The 16,984-nt window shown below is 48.5% G+C and carries 17 protein-coding genes; 11 read left to right on the top strand and 6 right to left on the bottom strand.

The features are described 5' to 3' along the window. Positions 1 to 66: 66 nt before the first annotated feature. Both ACKTT9_RS37590 and ACKTT9_RS37585 read left to right on the top strand, forming a co-directional pair. Positions 67 to 462 (top strand): VOC family protein, encoded by a 396-nt coding sequence (locus ACKTT9_RS37590; protein WP_407869952.1) that lies wholly within the window; start codon positions 67 to 69, stop codon positions 460 to 462. Between the two features lie 159 nt (positions 463 to 621). After that, positions 622 to 2,448: an ABC transporter ATP-binding protein gene (locus ACKTT9_RS37585; protein WP_407869951.1), complete on the top strand. Its 1,827-nt coding sequence runs from the start codon at positions 622 to 624 to the stop codon at positions 2,446 to 2,448. Between the two features lie 323 nt (positions 2,449 to 2,771). On the opposite strand, the gene ACKTT9_RS37580 is transcribed toward ACKTT9_RS37585, so the two are convergent. Then, the gene (locus ACKTT9_RS37580) at positions 2,772 to 3,386 is read right to left on the bottom strand and encodes an FMN-binding negative transcriptional regulator (RefSeq protein ID WP_407869950.1); all 615 of its coding nucleotides are present in this window, start codon (positions 3,384 to 3,386) and stop codon (positions 2,772 to 2,774) included. 171 nt (positions 3,387 to 3,557) lie between these two features. Between ACKTT9_RS37580 and ACKTT9_RS37575 the strand changes: the two genes are divergently transcribed. From ACKTT9_RS37575 to ACKTT9_RS37560, 4 genes are all read left to right on the top strand, one after another. After that, on the top strand, positions 3,558 to 4,544 hold the full coding sequence (locus tag ACKTT9_RS37575) for a Gfo/Idh/MocA family protein (RefSeq protein WP_407869949.1): 987 nt from the start codon (positions 3,558 to 3,560) through the stop codon (positions 4,542 to 4,544). Positions 4,545 to 4,736: 192 nt separating this feature from the next. Continuing rightward, positions 4,737 to 5,786 (top strand): ABC transporter substrate-binding protein, encoded by a 1,050-nt coding sequence (locus tag ACKTT9_RS37570; RefSeq protein ID WP_315954448.1) that lies wholly within the window; start codon positions 4,737 to 4,739, stop codon positions 5,784 to 5,786. Positions 5,787 to 5,893: 107 nt separating this feature from the next. Beyond that, positions 5,894 to 6,808: an ABC transporter permease gene (locus tag ACKTT9_RS37565; RefSeq protein WP_407869948.1), complete on the top strand. Its 915-nt coding sequence runs from the start codon at positions 5,894 to 5,896 to the stop codon at positions 6,806 to 6,808. After that, positions 6,808 to 7,602, top strand: coding sequence for an ABC transporter ATP-binding protein (locus ACKTT9_RS37560; RefSeq protein WP_127453829.1), 795 nt, complete (start codon positions 6,808 to 6,810; stop codon positions 7,600 to 7,602). The genes ACKTT9_RS37565 and ACKTT9_RS37560 overlap by 1 nt, the downstream gene beginning before the upstream one ends. Positions 7,603 to 8,200: 598 nt before the next feature. On the opposite strand, the gene ACKTT9_RS37555 is transcribed toward ACKTT9_RS37560, so the two are convergent. Continuing rightward, positions 8,201 to 9,637, bottom strand: a complete 1,437-nt coding sequence (locus ACKTT9_RS37555; RefSeq protein WP_407873188.1) for a DHA2 family efflux MFS transporter permease subunit — start codon at positions 9,635 to 9,637, stop codon at positions 8,201 to 8,203. A 155-nt stretch (positions 9,638 to 9,792) separates the two neighbouring features. Between ACKTT9_RS37555 and ACKTT9_RS37550 the strand changes: the two genes are divergently transcribed. After that, positions 9,793 to 10,335 (top strand): PadR family transcriptional regulator, encoded by a 543-nt coding sequence (locus ACKTT9_RS37550; protein ID WP_407869947.1) that lies wholly within the window; start codon positions 9,793 to 9,795, stop codon positions 10,333 to 10,335. A 16-nt stretch (positions 10,336 to 10,351) separates the two neighbouring features. Here the strand turns inward: ACKTT9_RS37550 and ACKTT9_RS37545 are convergent, their stop codons facing one another. Further along, a complete protein-coding gene (locus ACKTT9_RS37545; RefSeq protein ID WP_407869946.1) occupies positions 10,352 to 10,837 on the bottom strand; it encodes a hypothetical protein in 486 nt (161 codons plus the stop codon). A gap of 172 nt (positions 10,838 to 11,009) precedes the next feature. On the opposite strand from ACKTT9_RS37545, the gene ACKTT9_RS37540 reads away from it, so the two are divergent. After that, a complete protein-coding gene (locus ACKTT9_RS37540; RefSeq protein WP_407869945.1) occupies positions 11,010 to 11,687 on the top strand; it encodes a response regulator transcription factor in 678 nt (225 codons plus the stop codon). Beyond that, positions 11,684 to 12,763 (top strand): sensor histidine kinase, encoded by a 1,080-nt coding sequence (locus ACKTT9_RS37535; protein ID WP_407869944.1) that lies wholly within the window; start codon positions 11,684 to 11,686, stop codon positions 12,761 to 12,763. The genes ACKTT9_RS37540 and ACKTT9_RS37535 overlap by 4 nt, the downstream gene beginning before the upstream one ends. 510 nt (positions 12,764 to 13,273) lie before the next feature. Here the strand turns inward: ACKTT9_RS37535 and ACKTT9_RS37530 are convergent. The 3 genes from ACKTT9_RS37530 to ACKTT9_RS37520 form a co-directional block, all read right to left on the bottom strand. Beyond that, positions 13,274 to 13,666, bottom strand: a complete 393-nt coding sequence (locus ACKTT9_RS37530) for a DUF2500 domain-containing protein (protein WP_407869943.1) — start codon at positions 13,664 to 13,666, stop codon at positions 13,274 to 13,276. 43 nt (positions 13,667 to 13,709) lie between these two features. After that, complete coding sequence (locus tag ACKTT9_RS37525; protein ID WP_407869942.1) at positions 13,710 to 14,147, bottom strand: GNAT family N-acetyltransferase; 438 nt, start codon at positions 14,145 to 14,147, stop codon at positions 13,710 to 13,712. Positions 14,148 to 14,266: 119 nt separating this feature from the next. Further along, the gene (locus tag ACKTT9_RS37520) at positions 14,267 to 15,343 is read right to left on the bottom strand and encodes a M42 family metallopeptidase (protein ID WP_407869941.1); all 1,077 of its coding nucleotides are present in this window, start codon (positions 15,341 to 15,343) and stop codon (positions 14,267 to 14,269) included. Positions 15,344 to 15,497: 154 nt separating this feature from the next. On the opposite strand from ACKTT9_RS37520, the gene ACKTT9_RS37515 reads away from it, so the two are divergent. Beyond that, complete coding sequence (locus tag ACKTT9_RS37515; protein ID WP_407869940.1) at positions 15,498 to 16,223, top strand: MBL fold metallo-hydrolase; 726 nt, start codon at positions 15,498 to 15,500, stop codon at positions 16,221 to 16,223. Between the two features lie 20 nt (positions 16,224 to 16,243). Then, entirely contained in the window at positions 16,244 to 16,813 is a 570-nt protein-coding gene (locus tag ACKTT9_RS37510) for a TetR/AcrR family transcriptional regulator (protein ID WP_407869939.1), read from the top strand. Positions 16,814 to 16,984 lie beyond the last annotated feature (171 nt).

The raw sequence follows: 16,984 nt of genomic DNA, 5'->3' as shown, positions 1-16,984 counted from the left end.
AATTAGAAGGACGAAGGCGCAGAGCCGGTTCTAGCTTGTATCAACACCATAATAGGAGGAATCACCGTGGCGACATTAACACCTTATTTTTATAGCAGAAATGCAAGAGAGCAGTCGGACTTTTATGTAAAAGCGTTTGGCGGAGAGATCGTCAGCTTGCGTACGTTCGCAGATATGCCGGGGGCTGATGAGTCCATGAAGGATCGGGTGCTTCATTTGGAACTTCAGGCGCTTGGTTTACGCTTTTTCATGGCGGATGCAGGTACGGAATCGGTGGATAGAGGCAAGGGGTTGGATTTGACATTGGAGTTTAAGGGTGAAGAAGAGGCGAGGCGTATTTTCGAAGCGTTATCCCAGGGTGGTCATGTGATCATGCCCTTTGAACGCATGTTTTGGGGTACGATGTTCGGTCGACTTGAAGACCCGTTCGGTGTGATTTGGCAGATTTCTACGGAGGCATAAGGCTTGAGATGAGCCCCTCTACATCCCCCGACCGATTCGTTCCTGTTTATATTCCGTTTAAAATACAGGTGTATGATTCATTTTGCAAAGAGATACTGAAAAGCAAAGAATCATTCAGATGACGGATGAATATTCGATCGGGTAAAGGAGTAGAGATACATGGCAGTTACAAGGAAAGAAGCGCCTCAGAGCGCAAGCAATTGGCGGGGATTCATCCGCTTGATCATGCAGGCGAATCCACCCAAGCTTCTTCTAGGCATAGCATTAGGATTAAGCATTATTTCAACATTGGCAGGGCTTGTGATACCGTTATTTACGAAAAATGTGGTCGACAGCTTTTCGCTCGACAATTTGAATTGGATGCAGATTACCGGCATGGCGATCGCTTTTGTTGGTTCGGCAATTGCCTCGGGCGTCTCGGTTTATTTATTAAATCACGCGGGTCAAAGCGTTGTGGCCGGCATTCGTGAGCGACTATGGAAAAAGCTTCTGGTGCTGCCGGTTCGCTATTACGATAATAATCAGACGGGCGATACGATCTCCCGGATGACCAATGATACCGCTGTGATTAAGGGCCTAATCGCCGAGCATATGTCAGGGTTCGTGACAGGTATTATTTCAATTATTGGTTCTATTGCGGTGCTCTTGTATATGGATTGGAAAATGACGCTCATCATGTTCAGCGTATTCCCGATAGCTTTCCTCATCCTTTTTCCACTGGGTCGGCAAATGTTCAAAATCTCCAAGGGCATGCAGGCTGAGACAGCAAGTTTCACTTCTGTGCTCAATCGTGTCCTATCCGAGATCCGCTTGGTGAAGGCAGCGAATGCCGAACCTGTAGAGTACCAAGAAGGCAGCTCAGGGATTCAAAGACTGTTTAAATTTGGACTTCGCGAGGGTAAGATTCAAGCCTTAATGGCGCCGCTTGTAACGTTTGTTATGCTGATGCTGTTTGTTGTTCTGTTCGGTTATGGCGGTATGCGAGTGGCTTCAGGCGCGATAACCGCAGGTCAATTGGTGGCGTTCATGCTCTATTTATTCCAAATTGTCATGCCGATTACGCAGATCACACAGTTTTTCAATCAGGCTCAAAAAGCGATGGGAGCAACGGATACCATCCTCAAAGTGCTGGATCATGAAGAAGAAAATCCGCATGCAGGTGTGCCCGTAGCGAATGCTTCACAGTCGATTCATTTTGATCATGTGACCTATGGCTACAAAGAAGGGGAGTCTGTCCTGAAAAATGTCAGTTTCACGATGGAAGCCGGCAAAGTGACGGCCATCGTAGGGCCGAGCGGAAGCGGGAAGACAACGACGTTCTCCTTGCTCGAGAGATTCTATACGCCGCAGAAGGGCTCTGTTACCTTAGGGTCCGATCCGATTGATCAGTTCTCGCTTATTTCCTGGCGCAGCCAGATCGGTTATGTTTCACAGGAGAGTCCGCTGATAGCAGGTACGATCCGGGATAATATCTGTTATGGCTTGCAGCGTGAGGTAACGCTGGAGGAGCTGAAGCGGGCTTCGCAGATGGCTTATGCGGATACATTTATTGAGGAGCTGCCGCAGCAGTATGAAACGGAAGTCGGCGAGCGCGGCATTAAGCTGTCCGGCGGACAGCGGCAGCGGATTGCGATTGCGCGAGCTTTGCTGCGCGATCCGAAGATTTTGATGCTGGACGAAGCGACGTCCAGTTTGGACAGCAAGTCCGAGGTTGTGGTGCAGCAGGCGCTGCAGAATCTCATGCAAGGAAGGACGACGCTGGTCATCGCGCATCGCTTATCGACGGTGGTGGATGCCGACCAGATTATCTTCCTGGACAAAGGCGTGGTGACCGACAGCGGAACGCATCAGGAACTGCTGGAGTCGCATGACATGTACCGCGAGTTTGCTACGCAGCAGCTTCAACTGCAGGAGCAATTCGCCGCGGACTCAGGTTTGATGCCTGAGGAGGCGTTGGCTCCCATGGAGGCTCCTTCTCATCGGTAACTAGGATAACCAGCAGCGGCTTGCTGCAGATCAGGTTTCTAAGTAAGGGCTGTTTCAAAAGCAGATTAGTTTGCTTTTGAAACAGCCCTTTGTGCAGTCGAGAGTATGTTTCCCTTGAGAGCAGGCAGCTCGGCGGAACTACAGGGCGCTATTTGAGCTAGATTGGTTGTATTCAGGGTATGAACGAAACTACAGGTTCTTATTCCGCCCAAGAACCTTACATTTGGAGCAGGATGGGAGAAATAAAGGCCCGTAGTTCCAATTCCCCGATGAGATTGGCTCATTCTCACGGAATAGAGGCCCGTAGTTCCCCATCTTCGACTTTAAAGAAGCTCAAGGTTTTTTCTCATCAAAGCAGCGATACTCCGTTCATTCTCTCGATTGAGAGCTTCCAGCCTCTGAATGACGAGTTCTTGGCGCTGAACGGGATGATTTTGGCTTAATTTGGCCTTACCCTCCATGTCCGATATGTGGATTTTGAAGCCTTGAATGCCTTTACTTAGACCGGATAAGTAGGTGGAGTCTACGGATTCTAAATCATAGGGGCTATCGGGCTCCTCATATTTTTCAATCAAGCTTCTCATAGAGGACATCACTTCATCCTCATCGTCGATGAGCTCGGCTTGCCCGTATACGTGAACAGCCATGTAATTCCATGTCGGAACGGAATCGCTGGTTTCGTACCAGGAGGGAGAGATATAGCTGTGCGGCCCTTGAAAGATGACCAGGACCTCCTGCTGCTGAAGATCTCTCCACTGCGGATTCGGACGAGCAACATGTCCATACAAGCATTTGTTGGTGCGATCAAGCGTAAGCGGCAAGTGGGTTGCCATCGGGTGGCCGTCATGCTGCGAAACCAGGGTCGCAAAGCCATTTTGTTCGATAACCTCATACATGATGTCGTCATCTTTTATTTTAAAATAGGAAGGAATGTACATGTTGCTTTTCACCTGCTTCTTTAAATTTAACGGTATTGTAACAAGGGAAATGGGCTAAATATAGTGCCAATTTCAATGGAAAATAGTGTGCCACTATACAAAAGGAGGAAGAGTGCTGTTGTCGAATAAGTAAAGTAGCATTCAAAAGATGATCTGGAGGGATACGCGTTAATGGATAAAGTGCGTTGGGGAATTATTGGTTGTGGAGATGTGACCGAAATTAAAAGCGGACCGGCCCTCCAAAAGGTGGCGGGTTCTGAGCTCGTGGCCGTTATGCGGCGCAATGGCGCGTTGGCGGAAGATTACGCGAGAAGACACGGCGTTGCTAAATGGTATGATGACGCGAATGCGCTTATTCATGATCCGGATGTCAATGCCATATATGTCGCCACGCCGCCTGGTTTTCATCATGAATATACGTTGATGGCGGCTAAAGCAGGGAAGCCGGTTTATGTGGAAAAGCCCATGGCTAGGAATCACGGGGAGTGTCTGGAGATGATCGACGCGTGTGAAGTGGCTGGGGTACCGCTTTTCGTTGCTTATTATCGCCGGGGTCTGCCGAAGTTTATTCAAATTAAAGAACTGCTGGACAGCGGTGTTTTGGGGGAAATCCGGTTCGTCCATACGACTTATCTGCAAATGCTCAGAGAAGACCAGGGTCAGGATCTGCCGTGGCGATTGCAGCCTGAGCTTTCGGGAGGCGGACTTTTCGTCGATTTAGCTAGCCACACGCTGGATGTTTTGGACTATTTGCTGGGGCCGATTGGCGAGGTCAAAGGCTTTGCTCGCAATCAGAGCGGACAACTGCAAGTCGAAGATATCGTGACAACGGCGTATGCTTTTGAATCAGGTGTGATGGGAACGGGCATTTGGAGCTTTAACAGCTACAAGCGCAGTGATGTGAACGAGATTGTCGGAAGTCTCGGCAAAGTCATTTTTTCAACGTTTGGCGGGGATCTTCGTTTGGAGACAGCGGACGGTCAAGTGCAGGAGTTCACGATTCCGAATCCGGCCCATGTGCAACAGCCTTTGATCGGGATGGTCGTGGATGAGCTTAGAGGTGTGGGGAAAAGCCCAAGTACAGGACAGACGGCCGCGCGGACAAATCGGGTTATGGATGAGCTGCTTCGCGACTTTTATCGCCAAAATCAGCTCTAATCCCGTCCATATATTAGCAGAATGGATAAAACGATTGACGGAAACACGCGAGCCAATTAAACTATGGTAAATTAGAATCACAGCTTGGATGCCAAACAGCGCCTACATACTTTGCCGAGCAAAAGCGTTAAAGTGGTGAGCGGGCAATGGGTTCAAGTCAACCAAAAGGGAAAAAAGAGAGGGGTAATTAGGTTGAAAAAGAAAGCACTTGCATCACTTGTATTATCAGCAGCTCTTATGGTCGTAGCCGGTTGTGGTCAAAAGACAGAGACAACGCCTGCAGCAGGCGGCGCATCAACAGCTCCAGCAGCAACGGCAGCTGCGGCAAAAACGTACAAAATCGCGATTTCGCAAATCGTGGAACATCCATCTTTGGATGCGACTCGTCAGGGCTTTTTGGCAGCGCTTAAAGACGCTGGAATCGTAGAAGGCACGAACCTGAAGGTTGACTACAACAATGCGCAGGGCGATCAAACGAACAATTTATCCATCGCGCAAAAAATCGCTTCCGGAGACAACGACCTGGTGCTAGGTATCGCAACACCATCCGCTCAAGCGGTTGTACAGCAAGTGAAAAAAGCTCCGGTTCTTTTTGCAGCCGTTACGGATCCAGTTGCAGCTAAAATCGTAACAAATGTAGACAAACCAGGCGGTACGGTTTCCGGAGCATCGGACACGAACCCAATGGCGGTCGCACAATTGATGGATTTCGTTGCAGCTAACATGCCTAAAGTGAAAACAGTCGGTCTTGTTATCAACGAAGGTGAGCCGAACGCCGTGATCATGGCGAAAAATGCTGAGCAAGCTTTGGCGAAAAACAACATCAAACTTATAAAAGCGCCAGTAACGAATACATCTGAAGTAAAACAAGCTGCTCAATCCCTTGTTGGACGCGCAGACGCATTCTTGATTACACTCGACAACACCGTTGTTAGTGGTGTAGATGGCATCATTCAAATTGCTAACGAAAAGCACATTCCGTTCTTCTCCAGTGACCGCGATACCGTGGAAAAAGGAGCATTTGCAACGGTTGGCTTCAAATACTACGATCATGGTTATCAAGTTGGACAAATGGCTGTTGATATTTTGAAAAACGGGAAGAAAACAGCGGACATGAAAGTAACTGTTCCTGATAAGCTCGATCTGATCTTGAACCTGAAAGCAGCTAAGGCGCAAGGCGTTGAAGTAACGGATGCTATGAAAAATGCTGTAAAAGATAAAGAGAAAAACATTATTCAGTAAGATTTTGGGATACAAAAGGGGTGGACGTCACTTTCGTTCATCTCTTTTTTTCTCCCGTCTACCTGAGGTTAGGCGTTGTTTATTTTAAACTAGGAGGTTGTTTCAACATGATGGATTCCATGAGCGGTGCTGTCGAGCTGGGTCTTCTTTATGCCCTGATGGCGCTTGGTGTCTACATCACTTTTCGCATTCTCGATTTCCCTGATTTGACGGTGGACGGGAGTTTCACGACTGGCGGCGCAATTGCAGCCATTATGATTTCACACGGATATTCTCCGCTGCTCGCTTGTTTGGCTGCTTTTGCAGGGGGACTGGCTGCCGGGGCTTGTACGGGATTGCTTCATACGAAGGGGAAAATTAACGGGCTTTTGTCCGGTATCTTGATGATGATTGCCTTGTATTCGATTAATATGCGGATTATGGGCAAACCAAACATTTCATTGCTTGGTGCAGATACCATGTTCACGTCCATCTCTCCGATTGCGGTGGGATTCATTGTTGTGATTTTGTTTAAATTGTTGATGGACGGGTTTCTGCATACCGATTTGGGACTGTCACTGCGTGCAACGGGCGATAATGCCCGCATGATTCGCAGTTTTGGGGCAAATACAGACAATACCACCATTCTTGGTGTCAGCTTATCTAATGGATTAGTAGCACTTTCCGGTGCGATGATTGCTCAGCAATCTGGATTCGCCGATATTTCCATGGGCATCGGAATGATTGTTATTGGTTTGGCTTCGGTCATTATCGGGGAAGCGATCTTTGGTTCCCAGAGCGTGTTCCGAGCGACTCTTGCGGCTGTTCTTGGCTCCATTGTGTACCGTATCGTGGTCGCTTTGGCACTGCGGGTGGAGTGGCTCAATGCTTCCGATTTAAAATTGATCACTGCAATTATCGTTATCATCGCCCTGGTGCTGCCATCCGTGCAGCGTTCTATCCGGCAAAAAGCAACCGCCAAACGGCGCTCCGCTGAGCTCATCGCCCACGCCATTCAAATGAATAAGGGAGGTGGACGCTGATGCTGAAGCTTTCGAATGTTTCCAAGTTATTTAACCCTGGTTCAGCTGATGAGAAAATCGCGCTGATCGGCATTAACTTAACCTTGAAGCCCGGCGACTTCGTCACGGTCATCGGCAGTAACGGCGCCGGCAAATCGACACTGATGAACATCATCTCCGGTGTGATGACGCCGGATGCCGGCGAGGTGGCGATCAGTGGTGAGACGATCCACCACCTGCCCGAGTATGAGCGCAGCCGCTGGATCGGCCGCGTCTTTCAAGATCCCATGGCGGGGACCGCTCCTCGAATGACCATCGAGGAGAATCTCGCCATGGCGTATACCCGCGGTAAGAAGCGCGGGCTTAGCTTCGGCACTAACGCGCGGAGACGCGCGTTGTTCCTGGAACAGCTGCAGCGCCTCGGCATCGGCTTGGAGAATCGCTTGCGCGCAAAGGTGGGTCTGCTCTCCGGCGGAGAGCGCCAAGCCCTCAGCTTGCTGATGGCGACCTTCACCCAGCCGCAGATTCTGCTGCTGGATGAGCATACCGCCGCGCTCGACCCTGCGCGGGCGGAGCTGATCACACGATTGACCGAGGAAATCGTGCGCGAAATGAAGCTGACCACGCTGATGGTCACGCACAACATGGAGCAGGCGATTCGTCTAGGCAACCGCCTGATCATGATGGACAAGGGCCGCATCATCCTCGATGTAAGCGAGGAACGGAAAAAGGACCTCACCGTGGAGCAGCTGCTCGGTGAGTTCGAAAACATCAGCGGCAGCAAGCTGTCGGATGACCGCGTAGTGCTGGGTTAATAATAGAAGCCTTCAGTCTAAGGAATTCTCCTTGGCTGAGGGCTTTTTTTGCGTTTGGGTAGAGTGGCTGAGAATGCGCGCTGTACTACCGATGTAGAGACTAGCTACTCCAAGTGACAAAGATGCAGCAGATGTGCTTATTAGAGAGAATGGTGCGAGAAGAGGGGGTTATACAAGTTAAAATGAATCGGAGCTGATGCTCCATAAGTGCAGGCTGCTCGTTCTAGTCAATGTGCAGATGCGTGCCATCCCTTGATTGCACTTCATACAATCAAATACGCCTAATAATGCTGCTAAAGCACGCTATATTGCATTTAATACAACCATTTGCTTCATAAAGGTGGATATACAGCACTTTTTGGCGAAATAGTTGTATTTTATACAATGAAGAGTGGTTTCAGCGTATAAAAGTGACCAAATTGTTGCATAAAGTACAACGTAGCCTCACATCCAAGAGCCAACATGGCCAAAAAGGTCGTCTCAGCCCTGAACGCATTCAAGTAAGCAGCTGAGAAGTCCGAATGAATAAGCCCTCTCAAATAAGAAAAGTCCCCGCCTAACTGTGCAGCACACAGCAAAGGCGAGGACTTTTCATCAATCATTTAGCCGCTTTAGGGCTAATCACCGCAGCAATCGCAGCAGGAGATTCTTTCTCGATCGGACGTTTGCCGACGAACAAGCTGAGCGGCAGCGCAACTAACACGATGAACGTAGCCAGTAGATACACATCGTTCACGCTCATTGTAAAGGACTGCATACCGATAACGGCTTTATCCGTGATCCCGCTAGTTGCGAGGTCTTGGGAATGAGTTGCGGTTTGGGACGCCAGAACAGAAGTGAAAAGGGCGATAGCGAAAGAACCAAAAACGTTGCGCACCCAGTTGCTCATGGAGGTTGCATGACCGGACAATGTGCGCGGAATTTGCTCCATACCGGCGTTGCTCGCTGGCATTGTTGCAAAAGCGATCCCGACGTTACGTACGATCATCCAAAATAAGATATAGCCGCGGGATACATCGACACTCAACCAGCTAAGTGTTAATGTGCCTACCGCAATCAAAGAAATTCCGACAAACAGAAGAATACGCGGACCCAAAATGCTATATAGTTTCCCTACAATCGGCATACAGAGCGCCATGGCTAGGGAAGCCGGCAGCAGGATTAAGCCAGTATCGAGTGGCGTTACATGCTGAATATTTTGCAGGAAAATAGGTGTCAGGAAAGTCCCCGAGTATAAGCTGATGGTAACAATACTAGAAATGATAAGTGTCAAAGAGTAGCGCGCATTAGCCAAGACGCGAACATTCAGCAAAGGTGAATCGGCTTTCAGCTCCCTCCAGATGAAGAGGCCAAGCATAAGGACACCTCCTGCGAACAACCCGATGACGCGACCCGAAGTCCATCCCCAGGCATGGCCTTGAGAGAATGCAACGAGCAAAGAGAGACTTCCAAGGACGACGGTGATTAAACCGATCGCATCAAACCTTTTTGGCACAGAAAGACGGTAGAAGGGAATCAGTTTGATAACGAGAAAAATAGCAATAAGTCCAACAGGTACATTAAGAAGGAATAACCAGTGCCAGCTCCAATTCTGCAGAAGCCATCCGCTCAATGTCGGCCCGATGGCAGGAGCCATCATAGCGGATAACGACCATAGGGAAATCGCAATAGGCTGCTTGTCGCGAGGAATGACCTGATACACGATTGTCATTGTCGCCGGCATGATGAGACCGCTGAATGCCCCCTGGATAATACGGAAAGCAATGAGGGAAGAAGCATCCCAGGCAATTGCACATAGTAATGAAAAGACAGTAAAGCCCACAAGAGCCAAAGCATACAGTCGCTTATAACTGAATCGCTCACCTAAGTAACCGGTAATAGGAGCAATTGTACCACTCGCCAGCATAAATCCGGTGATGGTCCATTGGATTTTACTCAAATCAGCATTGAAATGTTCACTCAAAATCGGTATAGCAATGTTGATTGTACTCATACTTAAGATCGAAACGAATGATCCGAAGAAGATGGCAATCATAATCGGCCAGAAACGAACTTGCTGTAAATCATCCTTACTCACTTGATACCTCCACTCTCCATTGATCTTACTCGCCGGATTCTCTATAATTTGAATGAAAATCATCATACTACCAAAGTAGACATATGTCAATTATGACATAACAAGGAGTTCCTATGAATACCCTTTCCTATGGATTGCTCAGCCTGCTATCTAAAGATTCTCGAACGGGCTATGAGCTTATGCAGCATATTCAGCCTTTTTGGCCAGCAAAGCATAGTCAAATATACCCTCTCCTTGCTCAACTGGAGCAGAAGGGGTATGTTGAATTTGTACACGTTGTACAGTCAGATAAGCCGGATAAAAAAGTTTATTCATTAACAGAAGCCGGATTAAAAGCACTTCAGGAGTGGATCGGGCTGCCTACAGACCCGCCGGTAACGCGTGATGAATTTGCGCTGAAAATATACTGCATTGGCCTTGTAAACAAAGAAGAAGCCCTGAAGATGTTGGTTGAGCGCGCGAGCTATTATAAAGGGAAGAAAGAGCGGTTTATGGAGTCCTTCGAAAAGGTTAAAGGACAAAGTGAGAAACCGCTTGAGGAATTAGAGTTTCATGACCCTATGTTCGCTAATTACGTTCTGGTAAAAAAAGCTATGCTCAAAGTAGATGCAGACCTGCATTGGTGCGAGTGGATGAGATCGAAGCTGAAAACATGAATGGGTGGCCGCGTCCTTAGTGGCCAAGCTCTTGAATGACGGTTTGAATCTTCTGAAGGCGGATATATTCCGATTTTTCCAGTTGGGGGCGAAAATAGGCGTATAAATACGCCGCGTCATGGAAGTCCAGGCCGGGGTAACACACGACTTCTTGGACCAAGTTCGGGTTATCCATAATGACCTGCCATTCTCCCGTGCGTTCCGGTGGTGAAATGGTCGTCAGGACGTGTTTCTTCGCTGCTAAAGTAGCCTCAAGCTCGGCCCAAATGCGTTCCCACGACGGGCTGAATTGCACCGGCTCAGGAAAGAGGCGGCCAGCTTTGGCGAGTGCCAGCTCCAGGCCAGGGATGTCCGCATCTGCGGCTGCTTTAATAGCTTCAGTTAAGCCGTCCAGCAGGCGGCGAAAGCCGGCATAACCCTCGGCACATACCTCTTGCTGATAAGCAACTTCGGCTTCAGCGCTTTGAAGCATGGAAAACTCGGTATACGCATTCGTTATCATACGGTGAGGTCCCCCCAAAACATACTTTCTCCAAAATGTATCACAATTTTTTTACCAAAAAAAGCCCTTACATAGTAATGGACCCTCCGTTGGTTTAAATTCAGTTTATAAAAGTGCTTTATGCTAAAATAAGTGAAAATTAGACCTAACATGAAGCGAGGTTTGATATAAAATGGCTCCAATCCTGATCGTAGATGATGATCCTTATATTCGTGAGCTGGTTCGCGTTTTTATGCTGAACGAAGGCTTCGAGGTGGTTGAAGCTTCGGATGGCGCGGAAGCGCTCAAGCTGCTGGAAACCGTCCAAGTCGACATGGTCATTATGGATATCATGATGCCGAATATGGACGGATGGGAATTATGCAAAGAACTGCGGGAGCACTATGATATCCCACTGCTCATGCTCACCGCCAAAGGCGAGACCTCGCAGAAGGTCAAAGGCTTTGAGCTGGGCACCGATGACTATCTTGTTAAGCCCTTCGAACCTGTCGAGCTTGCGATGCGGGTCAAAGCACTGCTGAAGCGCTATAAAATTGCTGCATCACAGACGGTTCAGGTCGGCGACCTCAGCATGAACAAAAAAACCTACGAGGTAACCGTTGGCTCCGAGAGCTTGACACTGCCGCTCAAAGAATTTGAGCTGCTTTATAAGCTGGCGAGTTACCCGGGAAAAACATTTTCGCGCGACCAGCTGATCGAGCAAATCTGGGGTTTCGATTATGAAGGCAACGAACGGACCATCGATGTGCATATCAATCGGCTTCGCGAGCGGTTCCCGGAAGAACGGCACGCTTTTCGCATTGCGACGATTCGGGGGCTAGGCTACCGGATGGAGGTCCTGCAATCATGAAACAGAAAGTGCGGAGAAAGGACCCCAGAAGTCGCGGACAGCGTGTACGCGGTACTTTGTTCGCCGTAGGTTTTTTTCTGCTCATCATTCTTTACTGGCTGGCTGCCTTTTACGGGACAGAGTGGATTTACACCCATATCGATAAGCGCCCAAGTGAGGTCATTGTTCAGCTTATTAACTGTATCAGCGGCATGTTTCTATGGGGCGTTACCATGACATGCTTGGGCAGGTTCTTTCGCAGCGAGCAGATGAAATTTTTTAAAACTATGATTGCGGCGATCCAAAGTATGTCCAGAGGGGACTTCAATGTGTCTGTTGATAATAATCCGCACAATGGCCCCTTTGTAGAACTGGTTGATTCCATTAACAACATGGCGGTAGAGCTGGGCCAATTGGAGAAAATGAGGCAGGAATTCATCTCTAACGTGTCGCATGAAATTCAATCCCCTCTCACTTCGATCAGCGGCTTCTCAAGGGCGCTCCAGAACGAGAGCATCACGCCAGAGGAACGCAAGCATTATTTGGAAATTATTGAAGCCGAAAGCACACGCCTTTCCAAGCTAAGTGATAACTTGCTTAAATTATCGTCATTAGAGTCACAGCATCACCCTTTTGAACCGAAAAGTTACCGGCTGGATAAGCAGATCCGCAATCATATTCTTGCCTGTGAACCGCAGTGGATAGAGAAAAATATCGAAATGGATATTGATCTGGAACCCGTTACGCTATTGGCCGATGAAGATTTATTGAGCCAGGTGTGGACGAATTTAATTCATAATGCGGTCAAATTCACGCCTGTTGGCGGCACCATAGGGGTCCATGTTGAAAGCACCCGAAAAGAAGTTATTATTCGAATCTCCAATAATGGCGCTAATATTACTGAGGAAGACTTGCCTCATATCTTTGAGCGTTTCTACAAAGCGGATAAATCGAGAAATCGAACCTCAGGAGGCAACGGACTAGGACTATCGATTGTGAAAAAGATCATTGATATGCATGCAGGTACGATATCCGTAGAAAGTAAACCGGAGAAAAAGACGACGTTTATTGTTCGGTTCTCGTTGCAAGAGTCTTAGAAGGAGCACAAATAGAGACCTCCGCTTATCACTGATAACCGGAGGTCTCTAAGTTTCACACATCGTATTCAATTGTCCCTACGCACACTCCAATCAAACCAACTTCCGTTGAAATTACGACTATAAAAGGATCCTTTCCTCGAATAAACGCTGATCACATTTACCGCTTCTGGATTCCCACATGCCCGATGAACGTAACGCGTTCCCGCACCTTTTCTTCCGTCGTTTGAAGGAAAAGTGGGCATGTTTCGCTAACCTTGTCCATTGGACTATCCCCTTCCTAAGTTGAGAATATCCTGGCTACCCTTAGGGGTCCTTACCAGCTGTAAGGCTTGTCCTTCAAGTGAGCCTAACCCAACTATAGACCATTATTATAATATTGTAAATATTCAGAATATTTGCTAAAAAGAGATTATTACTGACTATCTTCGTGTTTTCTTTGATTTTCTTCAAATTGCTTAGTTTTTGTAAAGGTTTTGTAAATCTATTATTTTTGGGTACCGAACTCTCTTAAGCTTGAAAAGATAAATGGCGAGAAAACCCTTTGAATCTGGTTCCTTGGTAAGTCAGTATTCCCTGATCTCCCTCAACAATATAACCGAACTGATCCCGTCCGACACGCAATTCTAATCGTTGGCGATCCTCAAATTCAAAGGTCGCATAATAGCTCGTGTTAGCACTCGAATCCCCGGATCCTCCGCTAACCTGCATTCTTTTGGCTACAACTTTACAGGTCAGATTTTCGATGGGGGCTGAGTTATTGGAAGTCCATGTGATAAATCCTTTGATAATGACAAATAAAATAAAGCCGCCAATAAGCACCGCCACAATTGTAAAAATAATCATAAAAAGGCCTGCACTGCCCTGATTAGGAAAAGCTCCTGTGTTGAAGCCTGTTGACATAATAATCACTCCTCAAAGTTTCGTAGTCAATTCGCGGACTTTTTTAGAGGAATCTTTTGACGAATCGATATCCGGTTTCATGAAACCCAAGCGGTTGCTGCGCTTTCCGGCGATCCCCATGGTTCTCCGAACCTGTGATCCACCACATCCCTGAGCAGGCGTGTTCTTGGGCCAGCTGCTCTGCATAGCTTTTTAGCTTATCGGCTGCTGCTTGGCTGCTGTCTGTTTCTTCCATAGATATCACGGAGACTTCGCTAAACTTCACAACGGCATCATCCGCTTGACGAATACGAAACCCTAGAGTGCCAAGTATTTGGTTCTCTTCTTCGTACACATAGAGGGATTCATCGGGATTGTCACGCATAAAATGCAGCCTATTTTCAATGTGCAAAGGGGAAATCATCTTGCCTGTCCGCTTGGAAACAAAATTGCTGATCTCTTTCGTATCTTGGGGTTTTGCTTCTCGAATGATATACGTCATTACGGGCCTTCTTTCTATGATCCTATGATTCTGCTAATTATACCATATATTGGAACATAAGTTCTACATTTGCATAAAAAAAACCCGCCGAAGGGCGGGGTGATCGTCTTGAGCACGATTTACGCTTGCGCATGGATCGTGTTTAACGTCGTACGGTCGCTCGCTTGCACGAGCTTAATGAGCAGTTCTTTCGCTGCGGCATAGTCATCCACGTGAAGAATCGAAGCGGAAGTATGGATATAACGCGCGCAGACACCGATCACGGCAGAAGGAATGCCGGTACCCTGCACGTGCACCAGTCCGGCATCAGTGCCGCCGGCTGAAATAAAATATTGATACGGGATTTTATGCGTCTCCGCCGTATCCAGAATGAACTCCACCATGCCGCGATGCGTGATCATCGTAGGGTCAAAGATGCGCAGCAGCGCTCCGCGCCCCAGCTGCCCAAAAGCATTGCGGTCGCCGGTCATATCCCCGGCGGCACTGGCATCCAGCGCGTAGAACAAGTCCGGCTGGATGAGATTCGCCGCCGTGCGTCCGCCGCGCACGCCAACCTCTTCCTGTACGGTAGCGCCCGCGTACAGGACATTCGGGAGCTTCGGCCCGCCGTGAAGCTCCTTCAGCAGTTCAATCGCCAGGCCTACGCCGTAACGATTGTCCCAAGCTTTGGCCATAATCCGCTTCGGATTGGCCAGGGGCGTGAACGGGCAGATGGGAACAATCTGCTGCCCGAGCTTGATGCCGATGGCGAGGGCATCGGCTTTATCTTCTGCGCCGATGTCAATGTACATCGTCTTGATGTCTGCGGGCTTGCTGCGTGCCGCCTCGTCCAGCAAGTGCACGGGCACCGAGCCGATCACGCCGATGATCGGCCCTTGCTCGGTCATGATCTGCACGCGCTGGGCGGGCAGCACTTGACTGAACCAGCCGCCGAGGGGCTGGAATTTGATGGTGCCGTGCTCGGTGATGCCGCTAACCAGGAAGCCAACCTCGTCGAAATGACCGGCAACCATGATTTTCGGACCAGTCTCGTCGCCACGCAGGATGCCAAACAAGCTGCCGAGGCCATCTTGGACGAACTCATCGGTGTATTTCTCCATTTCACCACGGACAAACTTACGGATGTCCCGTTCGAAGCCAGGAGCTGCCTGGAGTTCAGTCAATGTACGAAAAAGCTCTAAAGTTTCAGTGTTCATTGGAAATCCTCACTTTTTTACATGATTAGGTAGTGCGATAACTGTTATTTTATCATATTAGAAAAATAAATGAGATTTAGGCCAAAGACAGCTTTACAAAACTAATGACCTTAGTTATTATACTTATATAGATAATAAGCGGGAGGCGTTCAAAATGAAGGTAACGAAAATAGGGTTTTTGTATCAGGTGTCTTTTATGCCGAGATTTTTTCCGGTAAATTGTTATTTGGTGGAGGAAGAGAATGAATTGACGCTGGTTGATGCGGCTTTGCCATTCAGTGTGAAAGGTATTCTTCAGGCTGCAGAGAGCATCGGGAAACCCATTACCCGCATCGTGCTAACGCACGCACATGGCGATCATATTGGCGCATTGGATGGTTTGAAAAAAGTCCTGCCGCAGGCGAAGGTGTATATTTCGCGAAGAGATGCCAAGCTGCTGGCGGGCAGCAAGGAACTGGAGGACGGCGAGGCAAATTTACCGATCAAAGGAGACGTTCCCAAGTCGGTGCAGACGAAGCCGGATGTGTTGTTAAAAGATGGCGATTACGTTGGCTCGCTTCAAGCCATTTCGGCTCCAGGACATACACCGGGATCGATGGCATTTCTGGATGTACGCAGCCGTGCGTTGATTGCCGGTGATGCTTTTCAAGTTCGCGGTGGGGTGGCGGTTTCCGGTTTGATGAAGTTCTGGTTTCCATTCCCGGCCATGGCCACATGGAACAAAGAAGTGTCGCTGGAGAGCGCACGCAAATTGAGACAGCTGTCTCCGAGTCTTCTTGCGGTCGGGCACGGTGTAATGATCGAACAGCCGCTTGCGGTGATCGATCGCGCCATTGCGGAGGCAGCTCAGAAATTTCAGATGACAGCGGCAAACATTTAGATAAAAGGGACGGGACATCCATGGCGCAACGACAAGGACTAGACGCAGAAAACGTGCTGCAAGCAGCTGTGGAAATGGCAGATACACAGGGTGTCGAAGGGCTGACATTAGCAGCATTAGCAGCCAAATTAAATGTAAAAACGCCATCGCTTTATAACCATATTAAAGGTCTACCAGACCTGCGGACGCAGCTTTCCCGGCGTGGACTGATGCTCATCAAAGCGGCCATGGTCGATGCGGTAATTGGCAAAGCGAAAGACGATGCTTTGTTAGCTGTAGGTTTTGCTTATGTAGATTTTGCCCGGAAACATCCGGGTTTGTATGAGGCTATTTCCATCTTGCCTGATTATGAAGATCCGGAGTTGAAGGAGGCGGGCAATGATGTTGTGTTCTTTTTACTGCGGATTCTTGAACCGTATGGACTCAGTGAGGAGGATGCGCTGCATGTGGTGCGCGGCTTTCGGAGTATGGTGCATGGCTTCGCATCGCTTGAGCACAGGAATGGGTTCCGCATGGGGCTTGAGCGTGATGAGAGCTTGAGGCGGCTGCTTCAGACTTATTTGAGGGGACTGCGGACGGCGGAGTTGTGATAGTGTATTGCAGAAAGTGCAACATAGCAAGCGACATAATGAAGCCTGACGGAAAAATTGATCCGTCAGGCTTTGCTGTTAGTTGTGTTCATTGGACCAAATCCAACGAACACAGTGATATGAAGGGTTGATTTGCGATTCTATTGGATGAAATCCAATGAAGTCAGTTAA

The organism is Paenibacillus sp. P36 (genome assembly GCF_045866505.1).
Lineage (GTDB): Bacteria > Bacillota > Bacilli > Paenibacillales > NBRC-103111 > Paenibacillus_E > Paenibacillus_E chondroitinus.
Note: the sequence above shows the minus strand (reverse complement) of the source record. Positions and strands in the feature narration are given on the sequence as shown.